Genomic DNA, 20404 nt, shown 5'->3' on the forward strand with positions numbered 1-20404 from the left:
ATCAAACTCGCGTTCAAAAAGCGAATTTTGGTTTTCCTGGCATCTCCTATAATTAATAAAACCTGCACACCTAATTCTAGGCATGAGACTGTGACCGAATCAGGAAGTTACAAAGATACTGTAAACCTACCCAAGACTAGCTTTGATATGCGGGCAAACGCCATCAAGCGCGAGCCTGAAATCCAAAAATTTTGGGAAGAAAATAAAATTTACGATCGCCTCTTTGAAAATAACCCCGGCGAATTATTTATACTGCACGATGGGCCTCCCTACGCTAATGGCTCACTCCATATTGGTCATGCCTTAAATAAAATTCTCAAAGATATTATTAATCGCTACCAAATGTTACGAGGGCGTAAAGTTCGCTACGTTCCTGGTTGGGATTGTCACGGTTTGCCAATTGAGTTGAAAGTTTTGCAGAATATGAAGTCAGCAGAACGGCAGAACTTAACATCTTTACAACTACGGCAAAAAGCGAAAGAATTTGCCCTAGCTACGGTAGATAACCAGCGCCAAAATTTTAAACGCTACGGTATTTGGGGTGATTGGGACAACCCTTATTTAACTCTGAAGCCGGAATATGAAGCGGCTCAAATTGGCGTGTTTGGTCAGATGTTCTTGAAAGGATACATCTATCGCGGTTTAAAGCCGGTTCACTGGAGTCCGAGTTCTAAAACCGCTTTGGCTGAAGCTGAGTTGGAATATCCTGAAGGTCACGTTTCCCGCAGTATCTATGCAGCTTTTGCAATCACAAGTTTGTCCGAAGCTGTAAAACCACTGTTGGCGGAATATCAGTCAGATTTGGGTGTGGCTGTTTGGACAACTACACCTTGGACAATTCCGGGGAATTTGGCGGTCGCGGTGAATGCAGATTTGAACTATGCAGTGGTGGAAGTTTCCCATCCAGAGGCGCAGAGTAATTTTAAATACCTCATTGTTGCTGCTGATTTAGTCGAACGTTTATCTTCAACGTTGGGAGTTGAGTTAACTGTAAAAGCCACGTTCAAGGGAAATGATTTAGAACATACTACTTACCGTCATCCCCTATTTGACCGCGAAAGTCCGATTGTAGTGGGTGGTGATTACATCACAACTGAGTCGGGTACTGGGTTAGTACATACCGCACCCGGTCATGGTCAAGAAGATTACATTGTTGGTCAGCGTTACGGTTTACCCATCCTTGCACCAGTGGATGACAACGGCAATTTTACCGAAGAAGCGGGACAATTTGCGGGGTTAAATGTGCTGGGTGATGGTAATCAGGCGGTGATTGATGCACTGGCTGCGGCTGGTTCTTTGCTGAAGGAAGAACCATATCCCCACAAATATCCTTATGATTGGCGGACAAAGAAACCGACGATTTTCCGCGCTACTGAACAATGGTTTGCTTCCGTAGAAGGATTTAGAGAAGAAGCACTAAAAGCGATCGCAACGGTAAAATGGATTCCAGCCCAAGGTGAAAATCGCATCACGCCAATGGTGGCGGAACGTTCCGATTGGTGTATCTCTCGTCAACGCGCTTGGGGTGTACCCATTCCCGTTTTCTACGATGAAGCCACCGGAGAAGTACTGCTGAATGAGGAAATTATCAACCACGCTCAAGCAATTATCGCCGAAAAAGGTTCTGATGCTTGGTGGGAATTATCCGTTGAGGAATTATTACCAGAATCCTATCGTAATAATGGTAAGTCTTACCGCAGAGGTACAGACACAATGGATGTATGGTTTGATTCTGGCTCATCTTGGGCAGCTGTCGTCCAACAGCGTCCAGAGTTACGCTACCCGGCTGATATATATTTGGAAGGTTCCGACCAGCATCGCGGTTGGTTTCAGTCAAGCTTGCTCACCAGTGTAGCAGTGAATGACATTGCACCTTACAAAACTGTGCTAACTCACGGCTTTGCTTTAGACGAACAAGGCCGGAAGATGAGTAAGTCAGAAGGAAATGTGGTTGACCCAAATACAATCATTGAAGGCGGGAAAAATCAAAAAGTAGAACCAGCTTACGGTGCAGATGTCTTGAGATTGTGGGTATCATCGGTTGACTATTCTGGCGATGTCCGCATTGGGAAAAACATCATCAAGCAGATGAATGATGTCAGAGGCAAAATTCGCAATACAGCGCGGTTTTTGCTGGGTAGCTTGGATGATTTTGACCCAGAAAAAGATACAGTTCCCTTTGAGGAATTGCCAGAACTTGACCGTTATATGCTGCACCGCATCACCGAGGTATTTGAGGAAGTAACGGAAGCCTTTGATAGTTTCCAGTTCTTCCGCTTTTTCCAAACTGTGCAGAATTTCTGCGTGGTGGATTTATCCAACTTTTATTTGGATGTTGCCAAAGATAGGCTGTACATCAGTGCAAAGGATGCTTTCCGCCGTCGCAGTTGTCAAACGGTGCTGAAAATAGCTTTAGATAATTTAGCACGAGCGATCGCACCAGTGTTATGCCACACCGCCGAAGATATCTGGCAATATCTCCCCTACAAAACACCTTACAAATCAGTGTTTGAAGCTGGTTGGGTGCAGGTTGAAGAAAAATGGCGTAATCCAGAATTGGCAGAATTTTGGGAGACACTACGACAACTCCGCACCGATGTTAATAAGGTGTTAGAACAAGCCAGGATAGAAAAACTCATTGGTTCTTCCCTGGAAGCGAAAGCTTTGATTCATATCCCTCATAAACAGTTAGGCGATGCTATCAAAGCCTTTAACCCGGTTAAGGGTAACGGTATTGATGAACTGCGGTATCTATTGCTGACTTCCCAAGTGGAATTATTAGATTCTGCTGAGGGTTTGCAAGGATTAAAATATACGGCGCAGACAGAAGACTGGGGAATTGGTGTAGTAAACGCAGAAGGGCAAAAGTGCGATCGCTGTTGGAACTACTCCACCCATGTGGGAGAATCAGCAGAACACCCCTTAATTTGCGAACGGTGTGTTGCAGCCTTAGCCGGAAAGTTCTAGTAAATATACCTGAGTTCAACGAACCTCTCTCTACCTTGAAATAAAGTTCAAGCCTTTCCCTCTCCAACTCAGAGCTACGGTGTACACACAAGTCTGGAGTAGTTTACGAATCTGGTTTTTACCCCACCCTAATCCTCCCCTTGTAAAGCTACGGTGTACACACAAGTCCAAGTAAAGTAATAAGGGAAGGAGTTGTGGGGAGTAAAAGGCGATGGAAAATCCAATCAGAATACACGCGCAAGCAGTAGAGGGAAAAGCATTTGGAGACCCAAGACTGATAAAAAGGGGGCAGCATTGTACGAAGCTTTGGGAAAACATCAATCAGTCAGCATTCGACAAATAAGTAAAAATAGAGCCGAACAAATAGGATACTATCGGTTTTTGGAGAATAAGAGTGTGACAGTAGGGGAATTAGTGCGAAGCCTATCAGATCACTGCGTATCTCATGTAGAAGGAAAGCATATATTAGCTATCAGTGATACCAGCGAAATTAACTTGCAGTCTCATGTAGGCAGGTTGGAAGCTTTGGGTCTAGGTGTAGTAGGAAACAATAGGGATATAGGATTTTATATTCATCCCACACTAGTATTAGATGCAGCAAATGGATTTCCCTTGGGGATAAGTACAGTAAAACTGTGGACTAGAGATATCAACCATCAAGATAAACATGAACGAAACTATAGCCAATTGCCAATAGAGGAGAAAGAATCATACAAATGGCTGCGTTCAGCTGATGAAACTCAACAGTGCATCAATGTTGGTGAAGCCAAAATGATTACCCATATCGGCGACCGAGAAAGTGATATGTATGAGGAATTTGTGACAGTCGCAAATCAAGACAATCATGTATTGGTCAGAGCGCGCATTGACCGTCGCCTGGTGGGAAAGACCTCATCATTTTATACATACTTAAACCAACAGCCGAGCGAGGGGACTTACACAGTAGATGTCCCAGCAGATGCACGCACTAGTAGAACCGCAAGAGAGGCATTATTAATTGTTCGCCGTGCAATGGTGAAAATTCAACGTCCAGATAAATTGAATGGACAAGATTATCCTCCGAGTGTGACACTTTATGCCGTGGAAGCCGTGGAGGTCAACCCACCACCAGGTCAAGCACCGATTCATTGGCGATTGCTCACCACCCACCAAGTTGTTTGTTTAGAACAAGCTTTACAGGTGATTCGATGGTACACCTGGCGATGGCGAATTGAACAACTTTTTGCCACCCTCAAAACTGCTGGTTTAAATCTCGAAGCTACCCAATTAGAATCGATTGCTGCCATTCAACGACTGACTGTATTAGCTTTGTCAGTCGCCGTGCGAATTTTACAACTGATTCAGGGACGGGATAACCCTAATTTACCTGCTACTGTTGCTTTTTCACACGAGCAACAGCATTGCTTGTCTAGCATTTCACCAACTTTAGAGGGGAAAACTCAATTGCAACAAAATCCCTATCTTCCTTCCTCTCTTCCTTGGGCTACTTGGATTATTGCTCGGCTTGGTGGTTGGTCTGGTTACAAGTCTCAAAAACCTCCCGGTATTACTACTTTGGTTCGCGGTCTTGAGCAATTTGAATCCACCTTTTTTGGGTGGAAACTCGCTCTGGGCAAACTTGTGTGTACACCGTAGCCAACTCAGAGAGGGAAAATTTTGTGTATTAAAACCAGGGAGAGGTCTTTTCTTTTAGGTAATTATATAGACACTATCTCATCCGTATAATTCACGCTAAATCAGGTTGTAGTCACCGCCTGAAAAAGATATCTTACGTAATACACATTATAGCTATTTTGTAAAGCAAGTAATTTCTAGGTGTAATATACTTGTAAGCAAAAACTCAGGTGTTTTTACTGAAGCCTGCTAAGTACTTTCACCATATCCTTTTCATGTATAGAGCCGAATTACAGTATTATGAAGAAAACATAAAGGTATGGATTAATACGTAAATTTTCGATTAAAACATCCATTAACTTAATCAAAATTCAAGAGATACAAAGATATGTCAAGTAAAGTTGCTAAAGAGTTGGCAGATTTTTTGCTGCAAATAGAACAGCGATCGCAATTTCATGCAGGCTATCCGTATAATTTAAGTTGTGATTACAGTGCGATCGGGAAATTTTTCAATCATCTGTTAAATAATGCTGGAGACCCATATATTGAGCCAGATTTTGGTCTCCATTCCCGTAAGTTTGAGCAAGAAGTATTAGCTTTTTTTGCTCACCTCTATAAAATTCCAGAAAATCAGTTTTGGGGTTATGTTACAGCTGGTGGAACTGAAGGTAATTTATATGGAATGTTCTTAGCAAGAGAAATCTACCCTAATGGGATTCTTTACTCATCACAAGACTCTCATTACTCAATTCCCAAAGCCGCGAAATTATTCCGCATTCAACATAATGTTGTGAATTCGCAAATTAATGGAGAAATGAATTATGACCATTTTGAACAACAACTTAGCGAAAATCGTCGTTATCCAGCCATCATAAATTTAAATATTGGCACTACTGTCAAAGGTGCAATTGATAACTTAGACAAAGTTCTAGAAATTTTAGAGCGCAATCAGATTAAAGATTACTACATTCATTGTGATGCTGCACTTTCAGGGTTAATATTACCGTTTCTAGATGGCGCTCCGCAAGTGAATTTTCAAAAACCCATAGATAGTGTAGCTATTTCTGCTAAATTTATTGGTTCTCCCTTACCTTGTGGTGTAGTTTTAACTAAGAAAAAATGGGTAGAAAAAGTTGAAACAGAAATTGAATATATTGGTTCAAAAGATACAACTATTCTGGGATCTAGAAATGGTCATACTCCCCTAATTCTCTGGTATGCAGTACAAACAAGAGGTTATGATGGATTAGCTAAAGAGGCTAAGACCTGTATTCATAATGCTCAATATCTTTTCCAACAACTTCAAATCAGAGAATATCCATGTATGTTAAATAATTTTTCAAACACAGTAGTTTTTCAAAAACCTTCTCAAAGGTTAATTAAAAAGTGGCAGTTAGCAGTTTTTGAAAACTCGGCACACATGATAGTCATGCAGAATATTGGTCGGGAGAAAATTGATATTTTTATTAATGAACTATTGTTAGAAGAAGGGTTAGTTAATAACGCAGAAGATTTTCAGCTACAGCCAGTACTACAACACTAATGTAGATCCTCAAGTATAATTGCTTTATCAATTTTACAAAGTGTTTCTCCAAACATAATTCGATACCAAAGAACTTATCTCTTTAAAAAGTTTTTGTAACACAAGTTAGCCGCAAGTAGCATTTCTACTTCTGCACTTTCCATCGGTGGTAAGAAAAAATACCCTTGTCCATAATCACATTGTAACGCCTTCAATTGTGCTAATTGTTCTACAGTTTCTATGCCTTCTGCTGTAACAGACATATTGAGATTATGAGCTAATGTCACAATCGCTCTGACAATTTCTAAATTTTCTCCTCGACTACCTATATTAGTGACGAAAGAGCGGTCAATCTTCAGGGTTTTGATAGGTAGGCGGTGTAGATAACTCAAGGATGAATAACCAGTTCCAAAATCATCCATGTGCATCTCGACATTTAGCTCTGTTAACTGAGAAAGCACGGTGGTAGCTAATTCAAAATTATCCATCAACAGGGTTTCAGTAATCTCTAACTTCAAACTGCATGGCTCTAGTCCAGTTTCCTGCAAAATATGTTTAACTTGTTTAAACACATCGGGTTGCGTTATTTGTTTCCCAGAAAAATTAACGCTAATTGTCAGAGGTAGCGAGCTAGGAAATTGTTGATGCCATCTGTGCATTTGCTGACAGGCTTCAGAAAGAACCCATTGCCCAATACTAACAATCATTCCAGTTTCCTCAGCCAGAGGAATAAACTCTTGAGGGGAAATAAGACCTCGTTCTGGATGATGCCAACGTATCAGGGCCTCAAATCCAATAATTTTGCCAGTTATAAGTGAAATAATTGGCTGGTAATCAAGGCGAAATTCTTCTTGTTTGAGCAGTGCATTTCGCAGAGCAGTTTCTAACTCTAATAGCAAAGATGCACCCTCGTACATCTTTTGGTCAAAGACCTCATAGCGTGCTTTACCAAGTGATTTGGCACGGTACATTGCAACATCGGCATCGCGGAGAATATGCGCTGATTGTTCATAATCTGGCTTACTTAAAGCGATGCCAATACTAGCATTAGTAAATACCAGATGCTCATTTAATTGAAATGGCAAAGCTAGCACCTTTTTAATTCGCTCGGCTACCTGTATGGCGATGTCAATATCCTCAATGTCCTCAATTAAGATGGTGAACTCGTCTCCACCAAAACGGGCAACTATGTCTCCGCCTCGCAGAACTGACTTTAGCCGATGGGAAATTGCAATCAAAAGTTGATTTCCTAGTAGATGTCCCAGGCTGTCGTTAACAACTTTAAAGCGGTCTAGGTCTAAGAAGAGTACGGCAAATAAATAATTATTGTGCTGTTTGGTACGTTCTATTGCTTGCTGGACTCGCTCCATAAATAATCGTTGATTAGGTAATCCAGTTAGCCCGTCATGAAGACTATTGTGAAGTAATTGCTCTTGTGCTTGTTGGCGCTTGATAATGTCTTGTTCTAGTTGTTGATTTACTCTGATAAGTTCAACAGTGCGTTCTAGAACCAGTTGCTCAAGCTGATAACGATATTGGATTAATTCTTCCTCTACTAACTTCCGCTTAGTGATGTCACGGATAATAACAACATACTCCCGTAGCTGAGAATTAAATGGCTGTGAAATAGTTGATTCAACAATTCTTAGACCTTGGTTTATTTTTAAAGTTTGCTCAGTTCTGATAGACCATTGCTTTGGTTTGCCGTGATAACATACCAAGAGTTGATTCAAGTTTTGCCCAAGCAACTCTTGAGAGTGTGTTTGAAATAATTCTTCAGCCGCAGCATTAGTCTGACAAATTTTACCGTTTTCATCTAAGACTAAAACAGTATCTGGAACAGTATCGAGAGTAGTGATAAATAGACTTTTTGCTTGTTTGCGTGCTTCATCAATAGCAACGATTTGTGGTAGAGTTGTCCAGCAAGCGATCGCTACTCCAATCAAAGAAAGCGTTACTAACAGAATAGCTAGTAAAGAATTTTGAGGATTATCAGAAACTTTACCTAATAAATCGCGGATAACCCAACTGCTTGTAGCAGTAATACAAATTAATGATACTAGGACAATCACCTGTAGTATCAGAAAGTCTGAATTGTTTGTGCTAGACCGAGTGTAGTAACGCTGTGTCCACCATTCCAACTGTAATGGTGCAAATCTTAAACGACGTAGCCCAACATCTCCAATCATCAAAACAATGGGTAATAATAATCCCACTGAAAAATCTCTCCAATTCCAAGCTAAACCTCCTACTATTAGAACTACCGCTTCTAGAAAGAAAAAACCAAGCGACCACCAAGGCCATAACACCTGGGGTTTTCCTCGACACAGCCATAATCCCAGATGTAATCCCATAATGGACATTAGATAACAGGTGCCTGCTACTGTGACAAGTTGAGATACATTTCCCAAATTTAGACACAGCAAACTGATTAGAAAGGTCAGGAAGATAGCAGGCCCAAGGACACCTTGACGGGAAACTAATGCAAATATGGGAGAAATCTGTCTGTCCAAGGCAAGTTGGTATAATATCCGAGGAGAATTGGAAACCGCCGTAGCAGAACTTAGAAGGCAAGATACAGTAATCAAAAGTGTTGCTAAAAAAGAGGCAGATTCACCCCAAAAAGGTTTAGAAGCCGCTACCAGATTTAAGAACGCATCGTTACCTATTGTGGGATTTTGACCCGAACACATTAATACCCAAGAACCACCTAAAAAAACTGGAGGAATTAGCCAAGCAGCTACGGTTAAAAAGCTTAAAGTTTTATACGGATGGTGGCTATCAGCTACAAAAGAAGAAGTGGTTTCACAAGCATAAATTGAATAGCTAGCCAGAAAAAACCACTTAGCCCATTCTTCAAAGCTGATAGTATGTGTGCTAGTTGGAATAAATTTCAAATTAGCATTTGAGAATGCTAACCATAAAACGCCTTCAACAGAAAACAAAAGCAGTAATAAAATCGCTGGAAATACAAAAAATAAATGCAAGAGCGCTAAAGCACGAGTGCCACTGAACGCTAGAATAAAAGGAATTGCTGTAAATAAAACTTTTAATAAAGTTTCTGGACAATAAATACCTAATGTTTCAAAATTTACTTTAATTAGGTCTGTGAGAATAATCGCATACAGTGCCGGTGCTGCTGCCCAGCTAAAAAAGTATCCTAATGCTACGTAACGACCTAAGCCAGGAAAATTTTTTAATAGCCTTGTAATATAATTTGGTGTCCCTCCGGCGACATCTGGCCAACGTCTACCTAGGCTTTGCACCTGCAAGTTTAGTAAAAAGGAAATAATCGTGCCAACAAACCAAACTAAAATCGCTTTAGGCCCTAACGCCGCATGAATAATAGGGGCAGTACCAATCCATCCCACATGACCCGTTAAGCCAAAGCCCCAGGTTTCGAGATAACTCAGAGTACGTGGTAAACGTATTACCAAGTTCTGATTTTTCTCTGTCGGTATAGAATTTTGAGTAAGCATTGTTTCTTAGTAAGATTTACTGACCTTTTCACTCAATAGCCGAATCTCGCTGCATATAGCTTCCGTATAAGTGCTGAACTTATATAAAAGATAACTTACTTATAGCAATACTATCTAATTTATGAAAATTCGTGCTGTCCAGATCCCCGGCAACTTTTATGAAGTCGGGGATCTAATTTTTAATGAATGATTTAGGACTGCTATATTACCCTCATTAGCTTACTGATTAGGTCTTTATAGCTTTTGCAACAACTCCTGAGTTAACTGAAAAAACGCTTTTGAACCAGCTGATTGGGGAGCATTTAAAACAGCTGGCATAAAACTATCAACAGCCTTAGCAACATTGACATCAACTGGTATTTGTACTTTACAAATTTTCTCTACCCCGAAATCTTCTACAACGCGGTGCATCACTTGTTTATAGTATCTGCCCGTGAGAAGGTTAGCGGTAGACATACTGAATACAATTCCCAGCATTTTTATATCTATTTTGGTTTCATGTCCATGACTATCTTTCAATTGGGCAATGCGTCTTTCTAGTAGTTGAATACCCACTACAGATAAGGGTTCTGGTTTCGCCGGAAGTATGTAAAAATCGCTGGCAGCTAAAGCGCTACGAGTCAATAAATTATATCCAGGGGCACAATCGAGAAGGATAAAATCATATTCTTGACGGACTGGTTTTAAAATGTTATTAATCAGAACTCTTTCAAAGCGATTCCAAATAGTTTCAAAGTCCTGTTCACCTAATGCAGTTGCTTGTTGATGTAGCATTTCTGATACAACAAATTCATCATATAAGTCGATATCTCCTGGTAATAAATCCAGACCGGGAAGATTACAAACCTGGGATTGAATGATATCTTGAATTGTGAGTTTTGCTTGTGGATCTGGATTTATAACTTCGTCTATTAGATATCTAAATGTCTTGCTTTGTTTACGACGCTTGGCAAAATCTAAAGGCGACATCAAACTGAGTGTGGCACTAATTTGGCTATCTAAATCAAGCACAAGTACCCGCTTGCCATGATTTTTAGCTAAACAGGTTGCTAAGTTGACGGTAAGGGTGGTTTTACCAACGCCACCTTTCATGTTTGCAGTAGCAATTACATATCCCATTGGTTGAGTCCTCTGTTGACGCATTCTTCACATCTAGGTAGCGTACACCTCTCTCGATTTATTAAATCTTCCATTAAATTTAATATTTTCGGAAACTCAACGAAGAAGCAGGGGGAAGGGGGAAATTACTACTTCTTCGTGCCGTGGGTGGATTTACCTGCTGCTGTACTATTTAAATTGCTATCACTTTGCTTGAAAGCTAGATAACATTAGATTCGGCGTGTTTACTGTTCGGGAGTGCCAAAATGTCTAAACAGCTGGGTCAAAAAATTGCACCTACACCTATATCAAATGATATCAATGTAGTGGATTTGATCGATCAATATTTCACTGCTTACAACTCAGCGCGGTTGCGGGAAATCTGCCAACTTCTGAGTCGTGATGTGCTAACCGAAGGTGTTACTGTCGGAGTTAGCCTTTCCGGTGCGATGACACCAGCAGGATTTGGGGTTTCAGCGCTTGCACCCTTAATTCGTAATGGCTTTATTGATTGGATGATTAGCACTGGTGCAAATCTTTACCATGATATGCATTACGGTTTGGGTTTTGAACTCTTTGCTGGTAATCCCTTTTTGGATGATGTGAAACTGCGTCAGGAAGGGACTATTCGCATTTATGACATTATCTTTGGTTACGATGTGCTACTAGAAACTGATGCGTTCATCCGCAAGATTTTACAAGGGGAAGCGTTTCAGAAGCGGATGGGAACTGCTGAGTTTCACCATTTACTAGGTAAGTATGTTCGGGAAGTAGAAAAGCAACTGGGTGTGCAGCATTCCTGCTTGCTGGCTACAGCTTATGAGTATGGCGTGCCTATATATACGTCTTCTCCAGGAGATAGCTCTATTGGGATGAACGTGGCGGCTTTGGCTTTGGAAGGTTCGCAGTTGGTGTTAGATCCATCAATTGACGTAAATGAAACGGCTGCGATCGCATATAATGCCCGTGAGTCAGGCGGTAAAAGTGCTGCTGTAATTCTCGGTGGCGGTAGTCCTAAGAACTTTTTACTACAAACTCAGCCGCAACTTCATGAGGTATTAGGGCTAGAAGAACGAGGACACGATTACTTTGTGCAGTTTACCGATGCACGTCCAGATACAGGCGGTTTGTCTGGAGCAACCCCATCAGAAGCCGTTAGCTGGGGTAAGATTGACCCGGAAGAGTTACCTAACACAATTGTTTGTTATACCGATAGTACGATCGCTCTACCACTGGTAACAGCATACGTCTTGAATAAGTGCCAGCCTCGTCCCCTGAAGCGTATCTACGATAAGCGAGAAGCTATTTTGGATAAACTGCAAAAAGACTATCTAGCAGCCAAAAGCCAACCATCGGATCAGGTTCCCGCAGCAGTGGCTGAAAGTGCCCAAAAGCAAACAGCGACTTATCCCTGTGGGCGGCTGATTCCCAATACGTAGGGAGTAGGGGAGGCAGGGGAGCAGGAGAGTAGGGGACAAGGGGACAAGAGGTGAGAATTTGAAACAAGTCTTTCCCCTTGTCCCCAAGTCCTCTTGCCCATACCCCATGCCCCTCATCCCTTTTGCCCAACCAAAAAATAAGTTGTCATTTTCCCTTTCCCTTTAACTTCAATTTCGCCCCGCTTTTGAAATAAAAATTCGTTACACAATGACTTATAAGTATCTTCTGTAACCTGGATTTTACCAGCAATACCTTGAGATTCCATGCAGCTAGCGATGTTTACCGTGTTTTCCCATAGATTGCAAGTAAATTTGTTGAGGTCAATTACTCCCGCTACTACGGAACCACTATGGATGCCAATACGGATGTTGAAGTTTTGGTTATTTTCAGTATTAAATAGAGCGATCGCAGTTTGGATATGTAGTGCCATAAGAGCGATCGCTTGAGCATGATCTGGACGGTGTGTAGGTAAGCCACCAACTACCATATAAGCATCGCTAATGTTCTTGATTCTCTCTAAACCATATTGTTCGGTGAGGCGATCAAAAGTTGAGAAAATCGAGTTAAGTAAGTTTACCACTTGAATTGCACTCATAGAAGCAGCAATTTCGGTAAAGCCGACAATATCTGCAAATAAAACTGTGATATCAGCAAATTCTTCAGCAATGTTAGCTGATTCTTCTTTCAGTTCCTTGGAGATTGCGGTTGGCAAAATATTCAGCAATAAACGTTCGGTTTCTTCCTGCTGATAACGTAGCGCTTCTTCTGCTGCTATTCGCTGGGTGACATTGCGAAATATGCCACGAACTGCAACTGGATGACCTTCGGAAAATTTACAGTTAATATTACCTTCTAAAAAAATTGTTTGACCATCTTTAGTAACGAATGCCGCTTTCACTTGATCGAACTTTTCTCCTGACAGTACGCGATAAAACCTTTGCCAACATTCTTGTTTAAACTCTGGATGTATAATATCGAAAATGGTCATATTGGCAATTTCAGCTTCGCTATATCCTAAAGTTTCTTGCCATGCAAGATTGACATACAAAAAACGACCATAGACATTGACAGATTGAATCAAGTCATTAGCATTTTCAAATAAATCCCGATAGCGTTCTTCGCTTTCTATCAGAGCATCTTCTGCTTGTTTGCGTTTGATAAACTGGGCGATTTGGCTACCAATAGAACCCATCATTTTCAATAGGTCTTTATCTTTTGGTTGTACGTCACGGCTAAAGAAAACCATCACTCCTAAGATTTCACTATCGTCTAAGATAGGGAAACCAAAGGCTGCGTGCAATCCAGCTTCAGCCGCAGGTTGCGATCGCCTTGTGTCTCCATCTTCTGTGATATCTTTAATCCACAAGGGCAAACGTCTAATCCAAATTCGACCAGGTAAGCCAATACCGGGAGTATAGGTAGTTTGCCAGGTGATTGCCTTAAACTCTCGCACAGAAATTACTCGACTTGACCAAATTTCCACACACCTTAATATTGCATTGATGCTGTGTCCCTGTACAGAAGTGCCAATATATTGACTTGGTGCCCAAAGTTCACCTAAATGCCATCCCAAGTTCTGACAAATCGACTGCAAAATTTGCGGAATTGCCTGCTTTACACTCTGGGATTCTGATAATATGCGAGTGATAGCATACTGGGTACTTGTACGCTGTTCTCGGTATTGTCGAGCCGTAATATCCCGACCAATGTAGACAATATCTTCTAATCCTTGTATTTTTTTCGGAATTACTGAACAAGAAAAAGCAATCAACCACTTTTCTCTAGTTTTAGTTCGACAAACTACCTCTAAATTCTGAAAATTTTGCCGAAAATAATAATTTTTAAAAATTGATTCTATTAAAAAATGGTCGTCATCCATTATCAGAGATAGTGGACGATTAATTAATTCTTCTTCACTAAAACCAAATAATTCTTGAGCAGCATTATTTACTCTTTTAATATTGCCTTTGCTACTAGTTATTAACAAAGCATCTGGCATTGAATTAATAATTTTTTCCATATAAGTATTGTATGCTGTTAAAGCATCCTTTCGCAGTTTTTCTTCATAAGTTTGTTGTGCTAAATTTTGCTTTAAAATAAATTTGTTTGTAACATCTTCAATGAAAACGATTAATTTATTTCTAAATTTATTTTCATTGTGATTGCCGATAATATATATATTCATGTATATATATTTCTGATTTGAACGTCGTCCAATTGCTTCTAAATCAAATAGTTGCTGCTCTCCTCGCAAAATAGCTTGCAAAATCTTTTCAAGTCCGATAAACTCAGGAAAACTTAGCCGGATATCTTTTCCCTGGATCACCTCTTCAGGACTATCTGCAAACCGTTGCACTTGCTCTGATTTATTTATAATGCAAAAATGATCATCCAGTTCCAAATGTTCAAATTTATCTGGTAATGAAGGTTTGTTGAAAATCCGATCTAGTAGTTGGTCTTTCATTGTATTTTTATAAAAAAACTTGATATTTATCTTTAATAGGAAGAGCAAAAAAGGATATTTCAGGGTGTAAGAAGAAAAAATTCCAATTAAATTCCAATTAATTATTACTATATAACAGCATAACTCTGTCGATAACTCAGAAATGTAAGGATTCAGGTCTAAACGAGAGGAATTAAAGAAGGGGTCTGCACAGAAGAGTTAACCATCGCTTTGATAGCTTGGTCAAAAAACTCAATTACAGAGCGTCCTTGACGGCGACAAGTTTGTATAACAGTCAATAAATTAGCAGTATCTTGGAATCGCTTCATAGAACGAGAACCACCACTGACTTTTCGTTTTGTGACTGCTAAACGTAATGTTCGTTCTGCTAAATTATTATCAGGGGGTATGTCCGGGTGGTCTAAGAAATACCACCATTGATGAGCTTTATTACGTAAGGAGCGTAAAAGTTTACCAGCTTCTCCTCCAGCTTTATCAATCCATGAATGAATGGAAGATTCAACTTTTATTTTAAACTCGGATGCCCAACTCCAGAACTCATCAATGTTTTTAGTTTGTTGGAAGAGAGCATAGTTTTTAAAACCTTCATCTATCAGGCTGACAAATGCTGACCCAATCTCTTTGTTATTCAAGCCAGGAATTAAGATGAGTTTCTTGAAGTGACGGCGTAAATGCGCCTGACATTTCTGTTGGGCTTTCACCGGATAACCGTTATAAGCACTAAAGTCATCAGAACTGAGTACACCAGAGTAACTTGAACCCAAAATTGCCTCTAATTCGGCGCGAGAACGAGTATCAGCCGCATGAAATAAAGCGAAATCGGTATTGGCAAAAATCCATAACCATTCTTTTACCCCTTTGATTACCCAAGGTGTTTCATCCGAATGGATATTCGGCTGGGTTTGTTTTATCCACTCTTTAAGGTTGTCAATACTTTGAGCTACGGCACCATCTATTCGTTCATTTGTGGCTACTAAAGTCCCGACTCCAATTTCTATTTCACCCAGTTCCCACAACAATTCTTGTTGTTTCTCGTATGGTAAATGCCCGTAATTATTTATCCATCCCAAGAAAGCTTGCAGTCTGATTCCTATATCTTGTCCCGGTACTATTTCTGGCGACCAGTCTGCTGTTTGTTTTGACCCACACTCGCTGCAAATACAGGTATGTCTTTGATATTCTACGATTTCGATAGGTCTTTCTACCAACTGTGCTACTTGCTGGGTTTCTATTTTTATTGGTTCGTTACTGAATTCCTTTTGACCACAACAAAAACACACTTGCGGTCTTAATATCTCAAACCTATCTACTCTCCCAAAACCCTTTCTCGTTTTTCCCCGATGTCCTGGCTGTCCTCCTGGTTTCCGTTTTGGCGTTTCACTCTCCCCTGCTTCATCTTCAAGTTTTTTCTCGGTTTTTTTGAGGATGTCTGCCGACGGTGGTTTTGATGATGTTGTGCTGTCTAAGTCTCTACTAACTTTGAGTTTCTCTATTACAGATTCTAGTTCTATTACTCTGGATTTTAGCTGTTCTATAGCTTTTGCCTGCTCCATAAGCATCTCTACCAGTTGCTCTTTCTCCAACTGTTTTAGGGTTTCAGTGTCTAGTTTTAGTGGCAGGTTTTTTTCCATAATTGCTATATTCTGCTTCCCCTACCACACTTGTCAATACCCCAGCACCTGAATCCTTACTCAGAAATCATAAGTTAGGAATAACAATTGGTAATATTACATCACTGATTAATAATTACCTTAGCTGTGGTTTCAAATGTTTGCTCAGAAGACAAGTTTGTCTAATCATGATTTGTAGAAGTTGTTAATACTCCGTTTTTTTAATGATATTAATATTAATTTATCAAATATGAGATTTTCATGACTTAACTAATTGTAGTTGAGCGAAAACGGCTACGAGTAAGCTTTTGATTTGATTAATCAGAATTAAGTAAGCATCAATAATATATGTTATATCTTTTGGAGGATTGACAATTGAATAAAGTTTTGTTTTCAGCAGTTTATACTCAAGAACGTAGTTTATAAGCGATCGCCAGTTTAACAAAACCACTCGCAATATGCTTAAGTTCAAGTTTTAATACCCTTCTAAGCCTTGTCGTTACCCACATCTGGGGATATGACATTTCTCTAAAGAGGACTAGTATTTAGATGATTTCAGTCCACTTAAATGGACTTTGGCTATCAGCCTTGCACTTCAGTTTAGGGTGGGATGTCGAGCAAGTGCGATACTTTAAAAAGTATAAAAAATTATTCTGTAATATAATAAATTGTGCTTTTTATTAAATATCGTTTATGCCTTATCGCAGAAAATTTTTAAAAAGAGCAGGATACACAACCCTTTCTGCCTTATTGACTATGGGGTTTTTACAAAAGGATAGGCAGAAGGAAGATGGTACCACAAATGCTGCTACGGCAAATTATCTAAGTGCAAGCGCAAATGTCAATTCTCCCCTCCGACAATTAGCAGCAGCCAAAGGAAAGCGTTATGGCGCAGCAGTTTCTAGTGAATTTTTGCTACAAGAGAAGGGTTACGCTGACCTAATTGCTCGTGAATGTTCGATAGTGACACCAAATGGTGAATTAAAATGGAACGCCACTGAACCACAGCCAGGAAAATTTACTTTTGAGTCAGCAGATGCGATCGCTGGTTTCTGCCAAAAGCATAATATACAATTGCATGGGCATACCCTTTTCTGGCACATGGGAAAACCAGACTGGCTACCTTATCCTCCCACTCTTAAAATGCTCGAACGCCATGTTAAAGGAGTTATGGGGCATTATCGCAATAGCCCTGTTTTAAAGTCTTGGGATATTGCCAATGAAATTATCGCTGATAGTGAAAATGAAACTGATAATCCTACCTACGGTTTGCGTAAAGGGGTAAAACGAGAATTAATTCGAGATTTGTTTTTAATTGCGGCTTCAGTTGATAGTAGCAAGAAATTTTACCTCAACGATTTCGGCATCGAAGGCGCTACATGGAAATCAGATCGTTTCTTAAAAATGGTCGAATACCTGAAGAATAGTGGCGTTAAAATTGATGGTGCAGGTATCCAATCACATCTATGGTTTTCTACTGCTTATGGTTTTGACCAAAAAGGATTTAATTCTGTCTTAAAACGGCTTAATAATCTTCAAGTTAAACCAATAATCACAGAATTAGATATTATCATTGATGCCCCACTGCCTGATAGTATCAAAAAGCTAGACCAGATGGTAGCCGACAGTTACAAGCGATATCTTGACCTCTGCTTTGCGGGTGGAGTTGATACTGTAATTACATGGGGAATTACCGACCGTCATACCTGGATACGTCATCCCGACTGGATGCCAGGAAAAACCTTTAGAAACAATCCAAGTATCTGGAAATTCCTGCGTCCACTTCCCTTCGATGAAAACCTGCAACCTAAACTTGCTCGCAACGCTATTGCCCAGGCTTTTCAGCAAGCAACTTAATACTTCACCCAGACGTAAATAGCACTTTTAAATGTTATTCTCAACGAAGTATGTGGAGATATTATTCATCATTTACGATGATGAGATATAAAGTGTCTTGAAGTAATTAATGATTAAGCCTTAATACAGTATTTCATAAATTCGTGACAAGTTGAGTGACGTACTGGTGAGGCTTGGCGAAACTCAATCAGGCTACAAACTTGTGGAATCTTGTAGTGAGAAATAGCAGCATTCTATTTTTTTTTTGTTGGCTTGGCATACTCCAAATTTCTCGTAAAAATAGTGTAGCTACAAACCAAGGCTCAAGCAAGTAACGTCTCCAAAGTCTTTTCGGTTCAGATAACAAGCGATACAACCATTCCAAGCCAACTCTTCCCATCCAGCGAGGAGGAGTAGGCACTACTCCTGCTACATAGTCCATACAGGCTCCACTAGTCAAAATAGTGTTGGCATAAATATATTCCAGATTTTCCGAAATCCAATGCTCTTGGCGTGGCATACCCATCCCCACCATTAATACATGAGGTTTGTAAGCATTAATTGCAGCCAGAGTAGCGAGATTTTCTTCACTATCTTTATCCATATCAATATAACCATGAGCGCAAGCAATCTGTAAACCAGGAAATTTCTCGCGCAAAATACTTGCTCCTTGTTCCGCCACTCCTGGCTTTGAACCTAAATAGAATACACGCCAGTCTTTATTAGCGGCTTCTGCCATCAGAGGCCATACCCAGTCAGCATAGGTTACTCTTTGTTCTCGTTTCATTGGAAAACCTAACAACTTTCCAATAAACAATAGAGGCATACCATCAATATGGATATATTCAGCCTTGGCATAAAACGCTTGCATTTTTGGATCGTTATGAAAGAGATAAAGACTATGCAAGTTGTGATTAGCAATAATCCATTTCTCGCTTTTCTCAATAGATTCTTCAATTAATAAATTTAACTCTGGGATAGAGAGTGCATCAACTTTAACACCAAGAAGTTTATAAGAAAATCGATTTTTCATGACTTAAAAAATTTTTATTTTTAGAATTATGAGAGTTAATTTCAGAAGAAAGGCGATTATTTAAATATTTCAAATCTTCAATACTAAAAAACTTAAATTTAATTTTTTTAGACGGATATATTCTTTGAAATAAATAAATTTAACTAAGAACAACTTACTTCCATGATAATTTGCGCGATGTTCTGCGCTCTTGCATTCCAAGAATATTTCTCTGTAATTAAAGTATATGCTGTATCTACAATTGATTGATATTTATCAAAATTTGAAGCTGCATCTAGCACTGTATTAGCGACTTCTTCAGTAGAGTATCCTGTTACTAAAAGATGTTCTAAGTGCCGGAATTCTTCTAAACCTCGCAATCCTTCTGGTGTTGATACAACTAATTTTCTACTAGCGAAATAATCTAACGCTTTATTACGAGCGCCACCTGCTACTGCTTGCTTAGAGAATGGCAGCAAAGCAATATCTGCATATTTAACATGTTTAACAAAATCCTCTCTTTTAGGTAAAAATCCCAAAAAAGAAATATTAGAAGGTATTGGTTCTGAAATATCACTGCTATCTCTACCTATAACAACAAAATGTATTTTCTCCTGATGATTTTCAATATGTTTAGCAATCTGAATAGTCATTGACACAGACATATCATTACTTGGAAACTGAAATGTTTTAGGAGCAATAAGAACCACTATTTTTGCTGGTCTAAATGCTTGATAAGGGTCTTGGCTCAAAAATAATTCAGTATTTAGTAAGTCTTCAGTAACTCCATTCCCGATACTATAAATCTGCTGTGGAGTTTTACCATACCACTGGGAAATTAGTTTAGGAATTGAGTCGCCTGCTGCAATAATTGGACTACCAGAAAATATCAGAATTCCCTGAGCAATATATGTCTTAATGCATTGTACAAACTCCTTGAAAGGATTGGCAACCGAAAACAAGCGCATCCAATATTCATACGCCGAAAATGTATGAAAATCTAAGATAAGAGAGGATTTTCTGCGTTTTCTAAGCCTCAACGAAATCAAAGCAGCTAATCCAGGTAAAGTTTCTTGAGCATAAACGATATCTGGACAAAACTCATCGATACATTTTTCTATAGTTTGAATATATGACTTTAGGCTTCTTGAGCCAATAGAAATAGAAGGTGCATAATTAACAGATGAACAATCTAATCCTAGCTGAAAAACATCAAAATATCTAGTTAGATATTGTCCTAGATAAAAAGGTCTAGTAAATGCACCAAATGGTTGACTAGAATCAAGTGTTGAGACAATTAGTAAACGTTTGCCCATAATCTATTGATGATTTGAATATTTAAAGAATTGATTGTTGAAAATA

At 39.5% G+C, this 20404-nt stretch carries 11 protein-coding genes; 5 read left to right on the forward strand and 6 right to left on the reverse strand.

What is annotated here, in order from left to right:
- Positions 1 to 90 precede the first annotated feature (90 nt).
- From ileS to GJB62_RS04505, 3 genes are all read left to right on the forward strand, one after another.
- Positions 91 to 2967, forward strand: coding sequence for an isoleucine--tRNA ligase (gene ileS / locus GJB62_RS04495; protein WP_114080967.1), 2877 nt, complete (start codon positions 91 to 93; stop codon positions 2965 to 2967).
- 306 nt (positions 2968 to 3273) lie between these two features.
- The gene (locus tag GJB62_RS04500; RefSeq protein ID WP_114081517.1) at positions 3274 to 4602 is read left to right on the forward strand and encodes an IS4 family transposase; all 1329 of its coding nucleotides are present in this window, start codon (positions 3274 to 3276) and stop codon (positions 4600 to 4602) included.
- 367 nt (positions 4603 to 4969) lie between these two features.
- Positions 4970 to 6124, forward strand: coding sequence for a histidine decarboxylase (locus GJB62_RS04505; RefSeq protein WP_114080733.1), 1155 nt, complete (start codon positions 4970 to 4972; stop codon positions 6122 to 6124).
- 74 nt (positions 6125 to 6198) lie between these two features.
- Here the strand turns inward: GJB62_RS04505 and GJB62_RS04510 are convergent, their stop codons facing one another.
- Together GJB62_RS04510 and GJB62_RS04515 are read right to left on the reverse strand one after the other, a co-directional pair.
- A complete protein-coding gene (locus GJB62_RS04510) occupies positions 6199 to 9582 on the reverse strand; it encodes an EAL domain-containing protein (protein ID WP_114080734.1) in 3384 nt (1127 codons plus the stop codon).
- A gap of 234 nt (positions 9583 to 9816) precedes the next feature.
- On the reverse strand, positions 9817 to 10701 hold the full coding sequence (locus GJB62_RS04515) for a ParA family protein (protein WP_012408196.1): 885 nt from the start codon (positions 10699 to 10701) through the stop codon (positions 9817 to 9819).
- A gap of 245 nt (positions 10702 to 10946) precedes the next feature.
- Between GJB62_RS04515 and speY the strand changes: the two genes are divergently transcribed.
- Positions 10947 to 12119 carry a deoxyhypusine synthase gene (gene speY, locus GJB62_RS04520; RefSeq protein WP_114080735.1) on the forward strand — a complete coding sequence of 391 codons (1173 nt, stop codon included), beginning with the start codon at positions 10947 to 10949 and terminating at the stop codon, positions 12117 to 12119.
- A gap of 113 nt (positions 12120 to 12232) precedes the next feature.
- Here speY and GJB62_RS04525 read toward each other — a convergent pair whose 3' ends face one another.
- Together GJB62_RS04525 and GJB62_RS04530 are read right to left on the reverse strand one after the other, a co-directional pair.
- Entirely contained in the window at positions 12233 to 14584 is a 2352-nt protein-coding gene (locus tag GJB62_RS04525) for an adenylate/guanylate cyclase domain-containing protein (protein ID WP_114080736.1), read from the reverse strand.
- 158 nt (positions 14585 to 14742) lie between these two features.
- Positions 14743 to 16215, reverse strand: a complete 1473-nt coding sequence (locus GJB62_RS04530) for an IS66 family transposase (RefSeq protein WP_159402428.1) — start codon at positions 16213 to 16215, stop codon at positions 14743 to 14745.
- A 672-nt stretch (positions 16216 to 16887) separates the two neighbouring features.
- Here GJB62_RS04530 and GJB62_RS04540 point away from each other — a divergent pair.
- A complete protein-coding gene (locus tag GJB62_RS04540) occupies positions 16888 to 18051 on the forward strand; it encodes an endo-1,4-beta-xylanase (protein ID WP_114081094.1) in 1164 nt (387 codons plus the stop codon).
- Positions 18052 to 18238: 187 nt separating this feature from the next.
- Here GJB62_RS04540 and GJB62_RS04545 read toward each other — a convergent pair whose 3' ends face one another.
- Both GJB62_RS04545 and GJB62_RS04550 read right to left on the reverse strand, forming a co-directional pair.
- Complete coding sequence (locus GJB62_RS04545; protein ID WP_114081093.1) at positions 18239 to 19063, reverse strand: WecB/TagA/CpsF family glycosyltransferase; 825 nt, start codon at positions 19061 to 19063, stop codon at positions 18239 to 18241.
- Between the two features lie 143 nt (positions 19064 to 19206).
- Positions 19207 to 20358: a glycosyltransferase gene (locus GJB62_RS04550; RefSeq protein ID WP_114081092.1), complete on the reverse strand. Its 1152-nt coding sequence runs from the start codon at positions 20356 to 20358 to the stop codon at positions 19207 to 19209.
- Positions 20359 to 20404 lie beyond the last annotated feature (46 nt).

Source organism: Nostoc sp. ATCC 53789 (assembly GCF_009873495.1).
Taxonomy (GTDB): domain Bacteria; phylum Cyanobacteriota; class Cyanobacteriia; order Cyanobacteriales; family Nostocaceae; genus Nostoc; species Nostoc muscorum_A.

Coding starts and splice junctions, on each gene's coding strand:
- GJB62_RS04505 (WP_114080733.1), top strand. CDS start 4,970: ATGTCAAGTAAAGTTGCTAAAGAGTTGGCAGATTTTTTGCTGCAAATA.
- GJB62_RS04515 (WP_012408196.1), bottom strand. CDS start 10,701: ATGGGATATGTAATTGCTACTGCAAACATGAAAGGTGGCGTTGGTAAA.
- GJB62_RS04540 (WP_114081094.1), top strand. CDS start 16,888: ATGCCTTATCGCAGAAAATTTTTAAAAAGAGCAGGATACACAACCCTT.
- GJB62_RS04530 (WP_159402428.1), bottom strand. CDS start 16,215: ATGGAAAAAAACCTGCCACTAAAACTAGACACTGAAACCCTAAAACAG.
- GJB62_RS04525 (WP_114080736.1), bottom strand. CDS start 14,584: ATGAAAGACCAACTACTAGATCGGATTTTCAACAAACCTTCATTACCA.
- GJB62_RS04545 (WP_114081093.1), bottom strand. CDS start 19,063: ATGAAAAATCGATTTTCTTATAAACTTCTTGGTGTTAAAGTTGATGCA.
- speY (WP_114080735.1), top strand. CDS start 10,947: ATGTCTAAACAGCTGGGTCAAAAAATTGCACCTACACCTATATCAAAT.
- GJB62_RS04550 (WP_114081092.1), bottom strand. CDS start 20,358: ATGGGCAAACGTTTACTAATTGTCTCAACACTTGATTCTAGTCAACCA.
- GJB62_RS04510 (WP_114080734.1), bottom strand. CDS start 9,582: ATGCTTACTCAAAATTCTATACCGACAGAGAAAAATCAGAACTTGGTA.